The organism is Sphingopyxis panaciterrulae, assembly GCF_014199295.1.
Lineage (GTDB): Bacteria > Pseudomonadota > Alphaproteobacteria > Sphingomonadales > Sphingomonadaceae > Sphingopyxis > Sphingopyxis panaciterrulae.
Genome location: NZ_JACIJH010000004.1, coordinates 132114 through 149359, shown reverse-complemented (window position 1 = coordinate 149359; position 17246 = coordinate 132114). Strand labels below are relative to the sequence as shown.

Sequence of the window (17246 nt, the reverse complement as noted above, 5' to 3'; positions counted from 1 at the left end):
GACCGTGACGGGGGTCATAAGCGGGGGCGGCCAATGGGCCTATGTCGCGGCGGCCTACGCGCTGACCGTGCTGTTGACCGGCGCGGTGCTGTGGCATAGCTGGCGCGCGATGCGCCGGGCCGAAACGCGCAGCGACGCGCTGCGGAGGGACCGCAAATGAAACCCAAGCATCAACGGCTGATCCTGGCCATCGTCGCGCTGGCGGGCGTGGCCGGCGCGGGCGTGCTGGGCGCCAGCGCGCTGCGCGACGAGGCCGCCTATTTCCGCACCCCTGCCGAGGTTGCCGGCGGCAAGGCGACGCCGGGCGAAGCGATGCGGCTGGGCGGCATGGTCGCCGAGGGCAGTATCCGGCATCTGGCCGACGGGGTGACGATCCGCTTCGTCGCGACCGACGGCGAGGCGTCGATCCCGGTCGAGTTCACCGGCATCGTCCCCGACCTGTTCGCGGAAAAGGCGGGGATGGTCGCCGACGGACGGATGCGCGCCGATGGCGTCTTCGCCGCCGACCGCATCCTCGCCAAGCATGACGAGCGCTATATGCCGCCACAGATGGGAGAGATGCCCACGGACATGAAGGCGGCGACAGCGGGATGATCGCCGAGCTCGGCCTTGCGCTGCTCTGGATCGCGGCGGCGCTCGCCTGCCTGTCGCTGATCGCGGGAATCGTCGTGCTGCGCGGCGGGCCGAAGGATGTGGCGGGGCTGGTACGCCCGGCGAGCGTCGCGCAGGGGGTGCTGACCGCGGCCGCCTTTGCCCTGCTGATCGCGCTCTTCGTGCGCTCCGACATGTCGGTCGAGCTGGTCGCGCGCAACAGCCACAGCCTGAAGCCGATGCTGTTCAAGGTCGCGGGGGCGTGGGGCAATCACGAAGGATCGATGCTGCTGTGGCTGACCATCCTCGGCCTGTCGGGGGGGCTGGTCGCGCTGTTCGAGAAACGGCTGCGCGCCGATACGCTGATCGCGACCCTCGCGGCGCAGGCGGCGCTCAGCCTGGGCTTTTTCGCCTTCCTGCTCTTTTCGTCCAACCCGTTCAAGCGGCTACCCATCGCGCCGCCCGACGGGCAGGGGCTCAATCCGCTGCTCCAGGACCCCGGCCTCGCCTTTCACCCGCCGACGCTCTACATCGGCTATGTCGGGCTGTCGGTCGCGTTCAGCTTCGCGGTCGGCGCGCTGGTAACGCGGGAGATCGGGCCGGCCTTCGCGCGCGCGATGCGGCCGTGGGTGCTCGGAAGCTGGATATTCCTGACGCTGGGCATCACCGCGGGCAGCTATTGGGCCTATTATGAGCTCGGCTGGGGCGGCTGGTGGTTCTGGGACCCGGTCGAGAATGTGTCGCTGGTGCCGTGGCTAGCGGGCGCCGCGCTGCTCCATTCGGTCGCGGTGACGGCGACGCGCAACGCGTTGCGTGCCTGGACGGTCATGCTCGCGGTGATCGGTTTTTCGATGTCGATGGTCGGCACCTTCATCGTGCGGTCGGGGCTGCTGACGAGCGTCCACAGCTTCGCGGTCGATCCCGAGCGCGGGACCTTTCTGCTCGTGCTGATGCTCGTCTATATCGGCGGGGCGCTGACGCTTTTCGCCTTTCGCGCCTCGGCGGTTGCCGAGGGCAAGCAGTTCGCGCTCCTCAGCCGCGAGGGGTCGCTGGTCATCAACAATCTGCTGTTGACGACGATCCTCGCGCTGGTGCTGCTCGGCACCCTCTATCCGATCGTCGCCGAAGCGATGGGGGAGAAGATTTCGGTCGGGCCGCCCTATTACAACAAGGTCGCGGGGCCGCTGGCGCTGATCCTGTGCCTGGTGATGGTCGCGGGGCCGCTGCTGCGCTGGCGGCGTGACGACGGCCGGACGCTGTGGGCACGGCTGCCGCTGGCGCTGCTTGCGGGCGCGACGGTGCTGTTCGGGCTTATCCTGTTCGGCGGGCCGATCGGTATCCTGCCGCTGCTCGGCATGACGGTCGCGGCGGTCGTCGCGGTCGCGAGCCTCGCGCCGCTGTGGAAGCGCAAGCTGCGCCGGGTGCCGTTGCCGACCTGGGGGATGGTGATCGCGCATTTCGGGGTGGCGGTCGCGCTCGCCGGGATGGCGGCAGAGAGCGCCTTCATCAAGGAAAGGCTGGTCGCCGCGGCGCCGGGCGAGACGGTGAAGGTCGCCGACTTCACGGTGAAGTTCGCGCGCGTCGAGCCGGTCGCGGGGCCGAACTACACCGCGGTGCGCGCGACTCTGGTCGCGACGACGCCTTCGGGGTCAAGCTTCATCCTGCACCCCGCGGCGCGAACCTTTCCCGGATTGATGGGCGGGGCGCCGACCGAGACCAACGAGGCGGCGTTGCTGACGCGGCCGGGCGGACAGCTCTATGCCGTGCTCGGACAGCCGGTGCCGTCGGCGGACGGGTCGGCCGACCGCTACCAGTTGCGGCTGTGGTGGAAGCCGCTGGTGTGGTGGATATGGCTCGGCGGGGCGTTGATTGCGATGGGCGGGACGTTGGCGCTGCTCGGACGCGCGCAACTGCTCGCGATCTGGCGCGCGCGCCGGGCGCGCAAGGCACAGATGAGGTTTGCGCCATGAAGCGCCGCTGGATATTGTTCGCGCCGCTGGCGATCATGGCGCTGCTATTCGGCGCTTTCCTCTATCGGCTGAGCGTTCCCGACGACCGGCTGATCGAATCGCAATGGATCGACAAGCCGATGCCGCTGTTCGACCTGCCGCCCGCGACCGCCGGGGTGGCGGGGCTGAAGAGCAGCGACTTGGCCGATGGGCGGCCCCGGCTGGTCAATGTCTTCGCGAGCTGGTGCATCCCGTGCCGCGCCGAGGCACCGCAGCTCGAGGCACTCAAGGCGGCCGGCGTGCCGATCGACGGCATCGCTATCCGCGACCGGCCCGACGATGTCGCGGCCTTCCTGCGCGAGAACGGCAATCCCTTCGACCGCATCGGATCGGACGTGCAGAGCAGCGTCCAGATTGCGCTGGGGTCGTCGGGGGTGCCCGAAACCTTTCTGATCGACGGCAAGGGGATCATCCGCGAGCAGATTCAGGGTGTGATCCTGGCCGACGACGTGCCGGGGATCATCGCCCGGCTGGAGGCGATGAAGTGAGCGCGCGGTTGCTGGTCGCGGCGATGTTGACGCTGTTCATGGCGCCGGTCGCCGCGCAGGATCGATTGCCGCCGGCGCCCTATGCCTATCAGCAACTCGCCGATCCCGCGAAGGAAGCGAAGGCGAAGGCGCTGATGGAGACGCTGCGCTGTCTGGTCTGTCAGGGCCAGTCGATCGCCGATAGCGACGCGCCGCTTGCTGGCGACATGCGGCACGAGGTGCGAAGCAAGGTCGCGGCCGGCGAGAGCCCCGACGCGATCCGCAAATGGCTCGTCGCGCGTTACGGAAACTGGGTGAGCTACGACCCGCCGTTCGATCGCGCCACGGCGCTGCTTTGGCTGGCGCCGCTTTTGTTCCTCGCCATCGGCCTGTGGCTTGCCTTTGGGCGGCTGCGCGGCGCGAACCGGGAGGAAGAGCCATGATCTGGGCGTGGATCCTGCTCGCTGCGGCGTTGACCTGGGGGGGCATCGTCTGGATCGGCCGGCCGCCCAAGACGGCGCGCCCGCTCGCCGGGGCGGCGATCATGCTCGGCATCGCGGGCTATGCGCTGCAAGGCAGTCCGGCGCTGCCGGGGCATCCGGTGGCGAAGGAAGGCGCGCCCGAGAGCTTCGGCGAAGCGTTGACCGACACGCGACAGGGCATGGCCGACCGATTCGGCCCGGCGGCGCAGTGGCTGGCGATGTCGGACGGTTTCGCGCGCACCGGCAAGACCGCGCTGGCGGCGCAGACGCTGGAAAAGGGACTGGAGAGCAATCCCGACAATGTCGATCTGTGGGTCGCGCTGGGCAATGCCCTCGTCGCGCATGGCGGCGGGGTGATGTCGCCGGCCGCGGCGCTCGCCTTCGACGAGGCGGCGAAACGCGATCCCGCGCATCCGGCGCCGCCCTTCTTCGCCGGCCTCGCCATGGCGCAGAGCGGCGACCTGAAGGGCGCGGAGGCGGTGTGGAGCGACCTGCTCGCGCGCAGCCCGGCCGACGCGCCGTGGCGCGCCGATCTCGAAATGCGGCTCGCGCAGCTTCGTCAGGCGATGGGCCCGGCGCTGCCCGCCGAGACGCCGGCGGGGCCGTGAAACGGACACTATTCTATTTGCGCGGGCTCGTCTAAAGGGCGGCGCCATGACTGCTGAGTCGCAACAGGTGGCGGCCGGCGCGGACAGCGCCGCGACCCTCGCCGACACGGGCCATCCCGGCCACGCGCATCACGGCGACGGCAAGCTGAAGCTTGCGGTCGGCGCGGTCGGCGTGGTGTTCGGCGACATCGGGACCAGCCCGCTCTACGCCTTTCGCGAAACCTTTGCCGGGCATCATTCGATCGACCCCGACCGGCTGCATATATATGGCGTGCTGAGCCTGGTCTTCTGGTCGATGATGCTGGTCGTCACCTTCAAATATGTGCTGACCATCATGAAGGCCGACAACAAGGGCGAGGGTGGCAGCCTGGCCCTGCTGGCGCTGATCAGCCGCTCGTCGGGCGGCGCGCGCTGGACCTGGCCCATCGTGCTGCTGGGGGTCTTCGCAACCGCGCTCTTCTATGGCGATTCGATGATTACCCCGGCGATGTCGGTGCTCTCGGCGACCGAGGGCCTGAGTTATGTCCACGCCGGGTTCCAGCCCTATATCGTGCCGATCGCGCTGGCGATCCTGATCGGACTGTTCGCGCTGCAATCGCACGGGACGGCGCGGGTCGGGGCATTGTTCGGGCCGATCATGCTCTGTTATTTCCTGATGCTCGCGGTGCTCGGCGTGCTGCACATCGTCGATCACCCGTCGATCATCCTCGCGACGATCAACCCGATCAACGCGCTGCGCTTCTTCTATCTCGACGGCTTCACCGCCTTCATCGCGCTCGGCGCGGTGGTGCTCGCGGTGACGGGGGCCGAAGCGCTCTATGCCGACATGGGGCATTTCGGCCGCAAGCCGATCGGGCTGTCGTGGCTGTGCTTCGTGCTGCCGGCGCTGATGCTCAATTACATGGGGCAGGGCGCGATGGTGATCGAGGCCGACATGGGCGCGCGGCTGGGGATCATCCAGGATCCCTTCTTCCTGATGATGCCCGATGCGTGGCGGATTCCGGTGGTGCTGCTCGCGATCCTCGCGACGATCATCGCGAGCCAGGCGGTGATCTCGGGCGCCTTCTCGCTGACCCAACAGGCGATCCAGCTCGGCTTCATGCCGCGGTTGCGCGTCGATCATACGAGCGCGTCGGCGCAGGGGCAGATCTATATCCCGGTGGTCAATTGGGGGCTGATGGTGATGGTGATCCTGCTCGTCCTCTTCTTCGGATCGTCGAGCAATCTTGCCGCCGCCTATGGCATCGCGGTGACGGGGGCGATGTTCATCGACACCTGCCTGATGTGCGTCGTGCTGTTCGCGCTGTGGAAATGGCCGGCGTGGAAGGCGCTGTCGTTGCTGGCGGTGTTCTTCGTCGTGGACATTGCCTATTTCGGGGCGAATCTGATCAAGGTGCCCGATGGCGGCTGGGTGCCGCTGGCGATCGGGCTTTCCATCTTCACCCTGCTGACTACCTGGTCGCGCGGGCGCAAGCTGATGCAGCAGCAGATGGCCGATGGCGCGATGCCGATCCCGGTGTTCGTGAAATCCGCGGCGAACAGCGCGACGCGCGTGCCGGGCACGGCGGTATTCATGACGTCGAGCGCCGACGGCGTGCCGCACGCGCTGCTCCACAATCTCAAGCACAACAAGGTGCTGCACGAGCGGATCATCCTGCTGACGATCAAGATCGCCGACGTTCCCTTTGTCCGCGAGGTCGATCATTGCGCGCTCGACGATCTGGGACAGGGGTTCCACCGGCTGGTGCTGAACTACGGCTTCATGCAGCCGGTCGACGTGCCCGCGGCGCTGAAGCGCGTCACCGGCTGCGGCGGCGAGTTCAAGATGCTGGAAACCAGCTTTTTCCTGTCGCGCCAGACGCTGATCGCCGCGAAATCGCCGGGGATGCCGATCTGGCGCGAGAAACTGTTCGCGTGGATGCTGCGCAATTCGGAAAGCGCGATGGAATATTTCCGCCTGCCGACGAACCGCGTCGTCGAACTGGGCAGCCAGGTCGCGATCTAGGGGCCTGACCCTAGGCGCGAGGGCGGAGTCCCCGTTTCGGACCTAATTAGCGTTTGAACATTGCCCGCCGCCCTGCGATGCAAGCGGGGTGGGGGCAGAGGTCGATACGCCTATGAACGCCGGTGACAGCGAAGCGTCCAGCCCGCCGCGGCCGGAGCCGCATGTGCTGATCACCGGCTCGGCGCTGCGATCGGGCGCGCCCGATCTTCTGGAAATCGGTTTGCGGCGCATGGGATTGCAGCCGCAGCGGATCGGTGGGGAAGGGCCAGCCGCGTTTCGACTCGCCCTCGGCCGAACGACTGCAACAATCGATGTGCCGGGGGGCGCCACACTCACGGCGGCGGACCCCGCTGACAGGGGAACGAACTCGCTGGCGACGAACCTGCCGCCCGACTGGGCCGGTGGCGGGACATGCTGGCGCGTGACGCCGGCGGCGGCGGATGCCGTGCCGATGCTCGATCCCGCGGCGACGCGCGAGTTCTTCAAACTCGTCGTGCTGCTGATCGACCTGTTCGATGCGAGCCACATTTTCTGGTCGCCCGCGCGGCTGTGGTCCGACGCGCCGCAGTTCCGCGCCGCGGTCGCGGAGATGCTGGCGAGCGGGATGCCGCCGGTGCTGCATCTGATCGCCTTTCGCCGCCGCGAAAGCACGGATGGAGAGGTTGTTGCGACGCGCGGGCTCGCCGCCTTTGCGGGGCAGGAACTGGAGGCGGCGGTGCCGCCCGGCTGGACGATGACGGACATGGTCAAGCGGCTCGCGCGGCTGGCGCTCGACCTGATGCTGAACGGCTCGGTTCGAGAGGAGCAGACGGTGGGCGGCCTGCTTGCAGGCGAGCGCGTCCGGATGACTCCGCAGGGCGATGGCGCGCCGCCGCCGGCGGTGCGCGTGGACTTCGAGCGGGCGGGCTGATGGCGGATGGCCGCCCGCCTGCGCCGACCCGGCGACGCTGGCTGGGCGCGGCGCGGGCACCGCGCGGTTATCAGCGCCATCATCTGATCCCGATCGCCCTGCTCCAGCGGCCGCAGATGGCGGTGCTGTTCGAAGCATTGCGCGGCGAAGGCTTTGCGCTGCGGCGGTTCGAGCTCAACGGGCTGATCCTGCCGGCGTGCGAGCGCACCGCGATCGAATGCGGCCACGCGCTGCACCGTGGACCGCATCACGGTTATAGCGATGTGGTCGCGGCGCGGGTCGAATGCGTACGCGCGCATTTTGCGGCGCAGGCGGTGGCCGACCCGCGCGCGGCGCGAGGGACGGCGGTGATGCGGCTCCGGTTGCTGCAGGATGCGACGCGGCGCGCACTGACCGACCGGCACCGGCTCGGCTTCTGGCTCAACCGGCGCGACCCGATGCGGCTGTTCGCCGACCGGCCTTATCTTGACGAGGCGATCGAGCGGCTGTTCGGGGGATAGGTGGGCGCGGCGCCTAGCCGATATATTTGTCCTGCAGCGCGCGGTATGCGTCGCGATATTGCGCGGAGAGTTCGGCGACGAATTCGGTGACCGGGCGAACGCCCGAGACCGAGCCGATGCCCTGGCCCGATCCCCAGATATCCTTCCACGCCTTCGCCTTCGTGTTGCCGCCCGAACCGAAGTTCATCGTTTTGAGGTCGCCTTCGGGCAGATTGTCGGGGTCCATGCCCGCCGCGACGATCGACTGGCGGAGATAGTTGCCGTGGACCCCAGTGAACAGGTTCGAATAGACGATATCACCCGCGCGGCCTTCGACGATGCCGTCCTTGTAGCCCTGGTCGGCATTGGCTTCGGCGGTCGCGATGAAGGCGCTGCCGATATAGGCGAGGTCGGCGCCGCACGCCTGCGCGGCGAGGATCGAGCGACCATGCGCGATCGCGCCCGACAGCGCGACCGTGCCCTCGAACCAGCTGCGGATTTCCTGCACCAGTGCGAAGGGCGACTGGGTGCCCGCATGGCCGCCCGCGCCGGTGGCGACGGGGATCAGCCCGTCGGCGCCCTTTTCGACCGCCTTGCGCGCGAAGCGATCATCGATGACGTCGTGGAGCGTAATGCCGCCCCAATTATGCACCGCCTGATTGAGCTCCTCGCGCGCGCCGAGCGAGGTGATGGTGATCGGCACCTTCCATTTCTCGCAGGTCGCGATGTCGGCCTCGAGCCGGTCGTTCGAGCGATGAACGATCTGGTTGACCGCGAAGGGCGCAGAGAGGCGGTCGGGATTATCGCGATCCCACGCCGCGAGTTCCTCGGTGATGCGATGGAGCCATTCGTCGAGCAGCGACTGCGGGCGGGCGTTGAGCGCGGGAAAGCTGCCGACGATCCCCGCCTTGCACTGCGCGATGACGAGCTCGGGGCCGGAGACGATGAAGAGCGGCGAGCCGATGACGGGCAGGCGCAGGCGGTCGAAGATCGCGGGAAGGGCCATGAATCACTCTCCGGTTGCGGATTTGAAGGTGACCTTAACGTAAACGGAAAGTGTGGCAAGGGGATGCGTGAGCGGCCGGTCAGGCACCGGTGGGACCCTTCAGTTCGACGATATTGCCCTCCGGATCGCGGATGTAGATCGAAGGACCTTCGCCCTCGGCCCCATAGCGCGGACCCGCCTGCTCGATCGCGACGCCGTGACGGGCGAGATGGGCGCGGATCTCGGCGTCGTCGAAGCCGTCGAGAGCGAGCGCGAAATGATCCAGGTTGCGGCCCCCGGTTCCCGGCGCTGCGCCGCCCATCGCGCCGAGCTTGCCCGCGATGGTGATAAGATCGATCAGGGCGTGACCGGCGCGAAGCTGATAGAGGCCGATCTCCGGCTGCTCGCGCTCATCGGTGCAGCCGAGAACCTCCTTGTAGAAGCTGCGCATCCGGTCAAGGTCGACGACGCGCAGCACGATATGGTCGAGGCCATGCAGCGCAAAAGGAGGCGTATCCATGAGCGACTCCTGTTGGTCAGCGCGACCCGATCCCCGGCGCGGCGGGGTCCTTCCAGTCGACGCGGTAGAGGTCGAAGCGGCGGTCGCGCAGGTTCTGGACCGCGCCGCTCTGGCGGCTGGTCAGGAGGTCGGCGAGGCTCAAGTCGGCGATTGCGATCGTCTCGGTATTCGGGGCGGTGTCGGCAGCGACGCCGTCGCGGGCGAAGGCGAAGTCCGACGGGGTCAGGATCGCGCTTTCGGCATAGTGGATGTCCATATTCTCGACGTTCGGCAGGTTTCCGACGACGCCCGAGGTGATGACATAACATTGATTTTCGACCGCGCGCGCGTGGCAGCAATAGCGGACGCGCAGGTAGCCGCGGCGCTCGTCGGTGCAGAAGGGGACGAACAACATCATCGCGCCCTGGTTGACGAGGTGGCGCGCGAGTTCGGGAAATTCGCTATCGTAGCAGATCATCACCCCGATCGGCCCGCAATCGGTGTTGATCGCGTCGGCGCCATAGCCGCCCTTGATGTTCCACCAACGGCGCTCCGACGGGGTCGGGTGCAGCTTTTCCTGGCGATGCACCGACCCGTCGCGCAGGAAGACATAGGCGATGTTGCGGATGTCGCCGCCCTCGACGCGAGTCGGGTGCGAGCCGCCCACGATGTTGATGTTGTAGCCGACCGCGAGCTTTTCCATGAAGGCGAGATAGCGGTCGGTATAGTCGGCGATCTTCAATATCGCCTTTTCGGGCGGCAGCTTGTTCTTGTCGATCGACAGCAGTTCCAGCGTGTAGAGTTCGGGAAAGACGACGAAATCGGCGGCATAGTCGGCGGCGACATCGACGAAATATTCGACCTGCTCCTCGAACTGCTCGATGCGGTCGATGCCGCGCATCTGGAACTGGACGGTCGCGACGCGCACCGAGGCGGGGAGGCGGTCGGGCGCCGAGCCGCGGGTGCGGCCGGTGGTTTCCTCGCGCGGCGAGGCGAGGGGATTTTCCCAGAGCATCAGCACGGCGTGGCCGCCGCTTTCGCGGTCGCTGGGCAGATAGTCGTGGAGGACGCCCTTGACCTGATAGCCCTGGTTGACCTGGAAATTGATGACCGGATCGCGAAGCTGCTTGTCGAGCACCGCAGCGAGATAAGCCTCGGGCTCCGGATATTTGCGGCGGCGGCGGGCGTAGCCCGGCATGCGGCCGCCGAAGGCGATACCCTGCAGCTCGAGCGCCTGACACAATTCCTGCCGCTTGCGGTAGAAGCGCTGGCCGATGCGCAGGCGGCGATAGTCGGGGTCGACGCACACCTCCATGCCGTAGAGGATGTCGCCGTCGGGGTCGTGGCGGGTGCCGAAGCCGCCGCCGCTGATCGCGGTCCAGCGATGGTCGGTCATCGCCGCCGCCTCGGGCACGATCAGGGTCGCGCAGAAGCCGACGACCTGGCCCTCATATTCGGCGAGGAACTGGCCTTCGGGGAAATTGTTGATCTGGCCGCGGATCTGCGCCGCCGAATAGGCTTCGGCGCGGCCATAGACCTTCGCGGTCAGGCGCGCGATCGCGGCGGCGTCGCGGGTTTCCGAATTGCGGATGACGAGCTTGGGCCGGGTCGATTCCATCGCTTCGATATAGGGTGCGGGGCGGGGCTGTCCAATCGGCGGCTCCGCAAAAGCGGGGCGCGGAGAAAAACGCGCGCCTGTCGATTTCGCGATCGCCCGTTCGTCGTCTACACAGGAGGCCATGTCGGCCCCGAAACGAAGGAGATGACCGATGCGTGTGATGGTGTTCGTGAAAGCGACCGAGGACAGCGAAAAGGGCCTGCCGCCCACCGCCGAGATGACCGAGATGTTCGAGGCGATGGGGGCGTTCAACGAGGAGTTGGTGAAGGCCGGCGTTATGATCGACGGCGACGGGCTGAAACCCTCGTCGGCGGGCAAAAGGATCGCCTTCGACGGCGCGAGCCGGACGGTGATCGACGGCCCCTTTGCCGAGGCGCGCGAGCTGGTCGCGGGCTATTGGGTGTGGGAGGTCAAGGACATGGACGAAGCGGTCGCCTGGGCGAAGCGCTGCCCGAATCCGATGCCAGGGCCGAGCGAGCTTGAAATCCGGCCCTTCTATGAGATGGAGGATTTCGGTGACGCGCTGACGCCCGAACTCGCCGAGCGCGAGCAGAAGCTGCGCGATCAGCTCGCGGGGCAATAAGCGCGAATGGCCGCCGCGATGCTTGCCTCGCCCGCCGATCTGGCGGACAAGGCGGGCATGGCGGCGGACCCCACCCACAGGGCGATCGAGGCGGTTTTCCGGATCGAGCGGGCGCGGCTGATCGCCGGGCTCGCGCGGTTGACCCGCGACGTCGACCGCGCCGAGGAACTAGCTCAGGAGGCGCTGCTCGCGGCGCTGACCGATTGGCCGGCGTCGGGCGTTCCAGAGCGGCCGGGGGCCTGGCTGATGGCGGCGGCGAAGCGGCGCGCGATCGACGGGTTCCGCCGCGCGGCGATGCAGGACCGCAAACATGCCGAGATCGCCCGCGAACGGGACGATGAGCGCGACATGAGCATCGAGAGCCTCGAGGCGCGGCTCGACGACGATCTGGGCGATGAGCTGCTCGGGCTGATCTTCGCGGCGTGCCATCCGGCGATATCGCCCGAGGCGCGTGCGGCGCTGACGCTGCGGCTGGTGGGCGGATTGACGGTGGAGGAGATCGCCCGCGCCTTCCTGTCGAACGAGGCGGCGATCGCGGCGCGCATCACCCGCGCCAAGAAGGCGATCGCCAAGGCTGGGGTGGCGTTCGAGGTGCCGCGCGGACGGGCGCTCGCGCCGCGGCTCGCCTCGGTGCTCGAGGTGATCTATTTGATCTTCAACGAAGGCTATGCGGCGACGAGCGGACCCGATCTGGTGCGGCCGCCGATCTGCGCCGAAGCGCAGCGGCTGGGGCGTATTTTGGCGGGACTGATGCCCGACGCGCCCGAAGTGCTGGGACTGCTCGCGCTGATGGAGATTCAGGCGTCGCGGCTGTCGGCGCGGGCCGGACCCGACGGGGCGCTGGTACCGCTGCCCGAGCAGGATCGGGCGCGCTGGGACCAGTTGCTGATCCGGCGCGGCCTGAAGGCGCTGGCGCGGGCCGAGGCGCTGGGCGGCGCCGATGGACCCTATGCGCTGCAGGCGGCGCTCGCCGCGTGCCATGCACGGGCGCGGCGCGCCGAAGAGACCGACTGGCGCCGCATCGGCGCGCTTTACGACCGGCTGGGGCAGGTGATGCCGTCGCCGGTGGTCGAACTCAACCGCGCGGTCGCGCACAGCATGGCGTTCGGCCCCGAGGCGGGGCTGGCGTTGATCGACACGATCGCCGGGGAGGCGGCGCTCCGCAATTATGCGCCGCTGCCGGCGGCACGCGGCGATTTCCTGCTCCGCGCCGGGCGAGCGGCCGAAGCGAAGCTGGCCTTCGAGGCTGCGGCGGCACTGGCGGGGAACGAGCGCGAGCGCGATTTCCTGCTGGCACGGGCTGCGGTTTGCGGAGAGCTGGTGCGATGACGCTGACGGTCGAGACGATCGGGGCCGAGGCGCAGCCCTTGTGCATCCTCGACGATTTCGCCCCGCGCCCCGATGCGCTGCGCGCGGCGGCGGCGGAAGCCGACTTCGAGTCGGCGCGCCATCATTATCCGGGGGTGCGGGCGGCGCTGCCCGGCTTTTATCTGGAGAGCCAGCTCTCGATTATTGCCGCCGCGGCACGGCTGGTGTTCGGGGTCGTGGGCGAGGTACGGCTGATCGACGCGAGCTTTTCCATCGTCGCGACGCCCGCCGCGGCGCTGAGCGTCGTGCAGCGGGTACCCCACTGCGACGCCTTCACCGCCGACCGCATCGCGCTCATCCATTATCTGTCGCCCGACGATCGCGACGGTACCGCCTTCTTCCGGCACCGCGCGACGGGGTTCGAGACGGTGAATGAGGAGCGGCGGGCCGCCTATGCGGCGGCGCTCGACGCCGAACTGGCCACCGCGCCGCCGCCGCCCGGCTATATCGCGGGCGATACCGATGCGTTCGAGCGCATCCATGCCGCCGAAGCGCGCTATAACCGGGCGCTGCTCTATCGGAGTTGGAACCTGCACAGCGGCGCGATCGCGCCCGGCGCCGCCTTGTCGGCCGATCCGCGCGACGGTCGGCTGACGGTGACCGCTTTTCTGTCGATTGTCTGAGGTCGCCCCGTCGGCTCGCCGCGTCCGCTGCACGGCCGGGCAACAGGGCATTTGGCGCGGTGCCGCGCGATGCGGCACGGGCGGCGCATTGCTATTCGACAGGAGCGTCCCATGTCCAAGCCATCCGGCCTGCTCGCAGCCCTGTGCCTCCTTGGCGTGACGCTGTCCGCCGGCCAAGCCGCGCGGGCGCAGGAGGCGGCGCCCGCCGCTTCGCTGACACCCGGCACCAAAGTCTATGACCAGGACGGCCAGGAGGTCGGCCAGATCGTCAAGGTGTCGGGCGACAAGGTGGCGGTCGCGATCGACGGCAATGGGCTGGTGGTGCCGAAGGACGCCTTTATGAAGGGCAAGAAGGGGCCGGCACTGAAGGCGCCGAAGGCGAAGATTCTCGCAGTGCTGAAAGAGGCCGAAGCCGATGCGGCGGCGGTCGACGGGGCGCTGAAGCCGGGGGCCGAGGTGCGCAGCGCCGACGGCGCGGCGGTGCTCGGCAAGGTCAAGGCTGTGGCGGCGCAGGGTGCGGTGCTGGCCACCGGCGAGGGCGACATCACCATGCCGCGCGCCGCCTTTTTCCTGTCGCAGAAGGGACTGGCGGTGAAGGTGACCCAAAAGCAGTTCGTCGAGGGCGTCAAGGCGGCGCGGGCGAAGAAGAAGGGCGGCTGAACGCTGGCGCTCAGGCGAGCGGCTTTCCCATGCGGATGAGCGGGACGGCGACTCCGTCGGATTCGGCGGTCACCGGCGCGATGGGAGTGTAGCCGCAGGCGCGATAGAGCGGTTCGCCGGCGAGGGTGGCCATCAACTCGGCGCGCGCGAAGCCTGCGGCGCGTGCGGCATCCTCGCACAGCGATATCACCAGCCGGCCGACCCCGCGACGCGCGAAATCGGGGTCGGTGTACATGGCGCGAATGCGCGCCGCATTGGTGGTGGGGTCGAGCAGCGCCGGGTCGCGCAGCTCGGTGCTGTGGTCGCCGCCATAGAGTGTCGCGCGCCGCGACCAGCCGCCGCAGCCGGCGATCCGCCCCTCCGCTTCGACGAGGAAATAGGTGCCGTCGGCGACGAGCTGGGTGTCGAGCCCCATGACCGCGCGGCTCGCGGCGATCTGGGCCGGGCCGAGGAAGTCCTTTTGCAAGTCGGCGATCGCGCGGTCCATTACGGTGCGGAGCGCAGGGAGGTCGGCGGTTACGGCGAGGCGATGGGTGAGCATCGCCCCGCTATAGGCCGCGCGGCGGCGGCGTCCAGCGGTGTACGCCGGGACGCCGCTCCTATCATGACTCTATCGGCGGTACCGTGCGGGGCCGGCGGTCGGGGCCGACGGCGACGAAGATGAAGACCGCCTGCGTGACCTTGTGCCCCTCGTCCGAGTGGCGGTCGCGTCCCCAGGTTTCGACTTCGACATGCATCGAGGTGCGGCCGACCTTGATCAGCCGCCCGAACACCGACAGCTCGTCACCGACGAAGACGGGGCGGTGGAAGGTCATGCCTTCCACCGAGATCGTCACCGCCCGGCCGCGTGCGTGAAGCGACGCGACCGAGGAGGCCGCCAGGTCCATCTGCGCCATCAGCCAGCCGCCGAAGATGTCGCCATAGACATTGGCGTTGGCGGGCATGGCGGTGACCCGGACGGCGGGCTGGCAGGCAGGCATGACCTCATTTGGCATCATAGGCGCCCTTGATGCGCATCTTGTGCGCTGCGGCGACCATCGCGATGAGCGCCGGGCGCACCTCGTCCCACTGGCGCGTCTTGAGCCCGCAATCGGGATTCACCCAGATCTGCGCGGGCGGGAGCTGTTTGCCCGCGAGCGCGAGCAGGTCGGTCATCTCGCGCTCGGCGGGAATGCGCGGGCTGTGGATGTCGTAGACGCCGGGGCCGATCTCGTTCGGATATTCATAGGTCGTGAAGGCTTCGAGCAATTCCATCCGCGAGCGTGCGGTCTCGATCGAGATGACGTCGGCATCCATCGCACCGATCGCGCGGATGATGTCGTTGAACTCCGAATAGCACATGTGGGTGTGGATCTGCGTGTCGTCGCGCACGCCCGAGGATGCGATGCGGAAGCATTCGACCGCCCAGTCCAGATAGGACTGCCATTCGGAGCGGCGCAGCGGCAGGCCTTCGCGCAGCGCCGCCTCGTCGATCTGGACGATGGCGGCGCCGGCTGCCTCGAGGTCCTGCACCTCGTCGCGGATCGCGAGCGCGATCTGGCGACAGCTCGCCTCGCGCGGTTGATCGTCGCGGACGAAGGACCAGTTGAGGATGGTGACCGGGCCGGTGAGCATCCCTTTCATCGGCTTGTCGGTGCAGCCCTGCGCATAGCGCCACCAGTCGACCGTCATCGGTACGGGGCGCGAGACGTCGCCGTAGAGGATCGGCGGGCGGACGCAGCGCGAGCCATAGCTTTGCACCCAGCCTGAGCGGGTGAAGGCGAAGCCGGCAAGCTGCTCGCCGAAATATTGTACCATGTCGTTGCGCTCGAACTCCCCGTGGACGAGGACGTCGAGGCCGATTTCCTCCTGCCAGCGCACCGCGGCCTTCGTCTCCGCCTTCAGATAGCGGTCGTAGGCGGCATCGTCTATCTCGCCGCGGATATGGGCGGCGCGCGCCTTGCGGACCTCGGGCGTCTGCGGAAAGGAGCCGATGGTCGTGGTCGGATAATCGGGGAGGCCGAGGCGCTTGCGCTGCGCCTTGCGGCGCACCGCGAACGGCGCGGTGCGGCCGCCGGCGTCCACGTCGAGCGCGGCGATGCGCGTGGCGACCGCGGGGTCGTGAATCTTCGGCGAGGTCCGGCGCGCGACCGCCGCGATGCGCGAGGCGGAGAAGGCGACGAACGCGGCGTCCTCGCCCTCGTTGAGCGCCCTGGCGAGCGCGGCCAGTTCCTCGACCTTCTGCACCGCGAAGGACAGCCATTGTCCGACCTCCGGGTCGAGGCCAGTTTCGAGCGCCACGTCGACGGGGACATGGAGAAGCGAGCAGGAGGGGGCGAGGATCAGGTCGCGCTCTGCCGCGAGCGGCTTGAGACGCCAGTAGAGATCGGGGAGGTTGGCGCGCCAGATATTGCGGCCGTCGAGGATGCCGAGCGAGAGCAGCACATGCGGCTGGATGCGGGCAAGCACCGGTTCGAGCTGGTCCGGCGCGAGGACGAGATCGAGGTGGAGACCGTGGACCGGAAGCTCGGCGACGAGATCGAGGTTGTCGCCGAGGCCGCCGAAATAGGTGGTGAGCATCAACCGCGGTCCCGCGGTGGCGAGCCTGGCGTAGGCGCGCTGGAAGGCATCGCGCTGGTCCTCGGCCAGGTCGAGGACGAGGCAGGGCTCGTCGATCTGCACCCAGTCGGCACCGCGCTTCGCAAGCCGGGCGAGAATCTCGGCATAGATGTCGAGCAGGGCGGGCAGGAGGGCCAGCGGTTCGACCGCATTGCCCTTTGCGAGCATCAGATAGCTGACGGGGCCGAGCAGGACGGGCCGGGTCTGATAGCCGAGCGCCTTCGCTTCCTCATATTCGTCGAAGATCTTGGTCGAGGCGATGCGGAAGCTCTGGCTGGCGACGAGTTCGGGAACGAGGAAATGATAGTTGGTGTCGAACCATTTGGTCATCTCCATCGCCGTCGCGTCGGCGGCATGGGCGCAGCCGGCATGGGCATGGCCGGTCTGCGAGCCGCGGGCCATGGCGAAATAGAGGTCGGGGCCGACCGTCTCGCCGCTCCAGTCATAGCGGGGCGGGATGGCGCCGATCAGGGCGGAGGTGTCGAGGACATGGTCGTAGAGCGAGAAGTCGTTCGACGGCAGGATGTCGGCACCGAGCGCCTTTTGCCGCGCCCAGTGGGCGACGCGCAGGCCGGCGGCGGCGGTTTGCAGGTCGGCGAGCGAGGATTTGCCTGCCCAGAAGGATTCAAGCGCGAATTTGAGCTCGCGGCGGGTGCCGATGCGGGGAAAACCGAGGGTGGCCGTGCTGACAGTCATCTTCTTCATCACCTTGCTGGGGCAAGGGCGATGGGCAGACGGACACGCACGGTAATCCGCGCCCG

18 protein-coding genes and 1 pseudogene are annotated in these 17246 nt (G+C 68.2%); 13 read left to right on the top strand and 6 right to left on the bottom strand.

Features of this window, described 5'->3' with window-relative positions; genetic code table 11:
* Window positions 1-4 precede the first annotated feature (4 nt).
* The 9 genes from FHR21_RS09060 to FHR21_RS09020 all read left to right on the top strand — a co-directional run bounded on the left by FHR21_RS09060 (window position 5) and on the right by FHR21_RS09020 (window position 7572).
* Window positions 5-160 (top strand): heme exporter protein CcmD, encoded by a 156-nt coding sequence (locus FHR21_RS09060; RefSeq protein ID WP_184097414.1) that lies wholly within the window; start codon window positions 5-7, stop codon window positions 158-160.
* Complete coding sequence (gene ccmE / locus FHR21_RS09055; RefSeq protein WP_184097412.1) at window positions 157-594, top strand: cytochrome c maturation protein CcmE; 438 nt, start codon at window positions 157-159, stop codon at window positions 592-594. The genes FHR21_RS09060 and ccmE overlap by 4 nt, the downstream gene beginning before the upstream one ends.
* On the top strand, window positions 591-2561 hold the full coding sequence (locus FHR21_RS09050) for a heme lyase CcmF/NrfE family subunit (protein ID WP_184097410.1): 1971 nt from the start codon (window positions 591-593) through the stop codon (window positions 2559-2561). The genes ccmE and FHR21_RS09050 overlap by 4 nt, the downstream gene beginning before the upstream one ends.
* Window positions 2558-3088 (top strand): DsbE family thiol:disulfide interchange protein, encoded by a 531-nt coding sequence (locus tag FHR21_RS09045; protein WP_184097408.1) that lies wholly within the window; start codon window positions 2558-2560, stop codon window positions 3086-3088. Before FHR21_RS09050 ends, FHR21_RS09045 begins: the two co-directional genes overlap by 4 nt.
* Window positions 3089-3111: 23 nt before the next feature.
* Window positions 3112-3510, top strand: coding sequence for a cytochrome c-type biogenesis protein (locus tag FHR21_RS09040; RefSeq protein ID WP_184097576.1), 399 nt, complete (start codon window positions 3112-3114; stop codon window positions 3508-3510).
* On the top strand, window positions 3507-4157 hold the full coding sequence (locus FHR21_RS09035; RefSeq protein WP_184097406.1) for a tetratricopeptide repeat protein: 651 nt from the start codon (window positions 3507-3509) through the stop codon (window positions 4155-4157). The genes FHR21_RS09040 and FHR21_RS09035 overlap by 4 nt, the downstream gene beginning before the upstream one ends.
* Before the next feature lie 46 nt (window positions 4158-4203).
* Complete coding sequence (locus FHR21_RS09030; RefSeq protein ID WP_184097404.1) at window positions 4204-6162, top strand: potassium transporter Kup; 1959 nt, start codon at window positions 4204-4206, stop codon at window positions 6160-6162.
* Between the two features lie 112 nt (window positions 6163-6274).
* The gene (locus FHR21_RS09025) at window positions 6275-7072 is read left to right on the top strand and encodes a hypothetical protein (protein ID WP_184097402.1); all 798 of its coding nucleotides are present in this window, start codon (window positions 6275-6277) and stop codon (window positions 7070-7072) included.
* On the top strand, window positions 7072-7572 hold the full coding sequence (locus FHR21_RS09020) for an AHH domain-containing protein (protein WP_184097401.1): 501 nt from the start codon (window positions 7072-7074) through the stop codon (window positions 7570-7572). Before FHR21_RS09025 ends, FHR21_RS09020 begins: the two co-directional genes overlap by 1 nt.
* A 13-nt stretch (window positions 7573-7585) precedes the next feature.
* Here the strand turns inward: FHR21_RS09020 and FHR21_RS09015 are convergent, their stop codons facing one another.
* From FHR21_RS09015 to FHR21_RS09005, 3 genes are all read right to left on the bottom strand, one after another.
* Window positions 7586-8557 (bottom strand): NAD(P)H-dependent flavin oxidoreductase, encoded by a 972-nt coding sequence (locus FHR21_RS09015; protein WP_184097399.1) that lies wholly within the window; start codon window positions 8555-8557, stop codon window positions 7586-7588.
* A 79-nt stretch (window positions 8558-8636) separates the two neighbouring features.
* On the bottom strand, window positions 8637-9056 hold the full coding sequence (locus FHR21_RS09010; protein WP_184097397.1) for a VOC family protein: 420 nt from the start codon (window positions 9054-9056) through the stop codon (window positions 8637-8639).
* Window positions 9057-9072: 16 nt separating this feature from the next.
* Window positions 9073-10653, bottom strand: a complete 1581-nt coding sequence (locus FHR21_RS09005) for a bifunctional GNAT family N-acetyltransferase/carbon-nitrogen hydrolase family protein (protein WP_184097395.1) — start codon at window positions 10651-10653, stop codon at window positions 9073-9075.
* Window positions 10654-10804: 151 nt separating this feature from the next.
* Here FHR21_RS09005 and FHR21_RS09000 point away from each other — a divergent pair.
* From FHR21_RS09000 to FHR21_RS08985, 4 genes and pseudogenes are all read left to right on the top strand, one after another.
* Window positions 10805-11155 (top strand): annotated as a pseudogene (locus FHR21_RS09000) (YciI family protein); the annotation flags it as partial.
* A gap of 87 nt (window positions 11156-11242) precedes the next feature.
* Window positions 11243-12565, top strand: coding sequence for an RNA polymerase sigma factor (locus tag FHR21_RS08995; protein WP_246427138.1), 1323 nt, complete (start codon window positions 11243-11245; stop codon window positions 12563-12565).
* Window positions 12562-13227: a DUF6445 family protein gene (locus FHR21_RS08990; protein ID WP_184097393.1), complete on the top strand. Its 666-nt coding sequence runs from the start codon at window positions 12562-12564 to the stop codon at window positions 13225-13227. Before FHR21_RS08995 ends, FHR21_RS08990 begins: the two co-directional genes overlap by 4 nt.
* Window positions 13228-13338: 111 nt before the next feature.
* Window positions 13339-13887 (top strand): hypothetical protein, encoded by a 549-nt coding sequence (locus tag FHR21_RS08985; protein WP_184097391.1) that lies wholly within the window; start codon window positions 13339-13341, stop codon window positions 13885-13887.
* A gap of 10 nt (window positions 13888-13897) precedes the next feature.
* On the opposite strand, the gene FHR21_RS08980 is transcribed toward FHR21_RS08985, so the two are convergent.
* From FHR21_RS08980 to metE, 3 genes are all read right to left on the bottom strand, one after another.
* Window positions 13898-14428 carry a GNAT family N-acetyltransferase gene (locus FHR21_RS08980; protein ID WP_184097389.1) on the bottom strand — a complete coding sequence of 177 codons (531 nt, stop codon included), beginning with the start codon at window positions 14426-14428 and terminating at the stop codon, window positions 13898-13900.
* 61 nt (window positions 14429-14489) lie between these two features.
* Complete coding sequence (locus FHR21_RS08975) at window positions 14490-14882, bottom strand: acyl-CoA thioesterase (protein ID WP_246427137.1); 393 nt, start codon at window positions 14880-14882, stop codon at window positions 14490-14492.
* Window positions 14872-17190, bottom strand: a complete 2319-nt coding sequence (metE, locus tag FHR21_RS08970; protein ID WP_338113116.1) for a 5-methyltetrahydropteroyltriglutamate--homocysteine S-methyltransferase — start codon at window positions 17188-17190, stop codon at window positions 14872-14874. Before metE ends, FHR21_RS08975 begins: the two co-directional genes overlap by 11 nt.
* Window positions 17191-17246: the final 56 nt, after the last annotated feature.

Excerpts from the sequence above, each read along its gene's own strand:
- ccmE (WP_184097412.1), top strand. The coding sequence starts at position 157 with ATGAAACCCAAGCATCAACGGCTGATCCTGGCCATCGTCGCGCTGGCG.
- FHR21_RS09050 (WP_184097410.1), top strand. The coding sequence starts at position 591 with ATGATCGCCGAGCTCGGCCTTGCGCTGCTCTGGATCGCGGCGGCGCTC.
- FHR21_RS09045 (WP_184097408.1), top strand. The coding sequence starts at position 2,558 with ATGAAGCGCCGCTGGATATTGTTCGCGCCGCTGGCGATCATGGCGCTG.
- FHR21_RS09040 (WP_184097576.1), top strand. The coding sequence starts at position 3,112 with ATGTTGACGCTGTTCATGGCGCCGGTCGCCGCGCAGGATCGATTGCCG.
- FHR21_RS09035 (WP_184097406.1), top strand. The coding sequence starts at position 3,507 with ATGATCTGGGCGTGGATCCTGCTCGCTGCGGCGTTGACCTGGGGGGGC.
- FHR21_RS09030 (WP_184097404.1), top strand. The coding sequence starts at position 4,204 with ATGACTGCTGAGTCGCAACAGGTGGCGGCCGGCGCGGACAGCGCCGCG.
- FHR21_RS09025 (WP_184097402.1), top strand. The coding sequence starts at position 6,275 with ATGAACGCCGGTGACAGCGAAGCGTCCAGCCCGCCGCGGCCGGAGCCG.
- FHR21_RS09020 (WP_184097401.1), top strand. The coding sequence starts at position 7,072 with ATGGCGGATGGCCGCCCGCCTGCGCCGACCCGGCGACGCTGGCTGGGC.
- FHR21_RS09015 (WP_184097399.1), bottom strand. The coding sequence starts at position 8,557 with ATGGCCCTTCCCGCGATCTTCGACCGCCTGCGCCTGCCCGTCATCGGC.
- FHR21_RS09010 (WP_184097397.1), bottom strand. The coding sequence starts at position 9,056 with ATGGATACGCCTCCTTTTGCGCTGCATGGCCTCGACCATATCGTGCTG.
- FHR21_RS09005 (WP_184097395.1), bottom strand. The coding sequence starts at position 10,653 with ATGGAATCGACCCGGCCCAAGCTCGTCATCCGCAATTCGGAAACCCGC.
- FHR21_RS08995 (WP_246427138.1), top strand. The coding sequence starts at position 11,243 with ATGGCCGCCGCGATGCTTGCCTCGCCCGCCGATCTGGCGGACAAGGCG.
- FHR21_RS08990 (WP_184097393.1), top strand. The coding sequence starts at position 12,562 with ATGACGCTGACGGTCGAGACGATCGGGGCCGAGGCGCAGCCCTTGTGC.
- FHR21_RS08985 (WP_184097391.1), top strand. The coding sequence starts at position 13,339 with ATGTCCAAGCCATCCGGCCTGCTCGCAGCCCTGTGCCTCCTTGGCGTG.
- FHR21_RS08980 (WP_184097389.1), bottom strand. The coding sequence starts at position 14,428 with ATGCTCACCCATCGCCTCGCCGTAACCGCCGACCTCCCTGCGCTCCGC.
- FHR21_RS08975 (WP_246427137.1), bottom strand. The coding sequence starts at position 14,882 with ATGCCAAATGAGGTCATGCCTGCCTGCCAGCCCGCCGTCCGGGTCACC.
- metE (WP_338113116.1), bottom strand. The coding sequence starts at position 17,190 with ATGAAGAAGATGACTGTCAGCACGGCCACCCTCGGTTTTCCCCGCATC.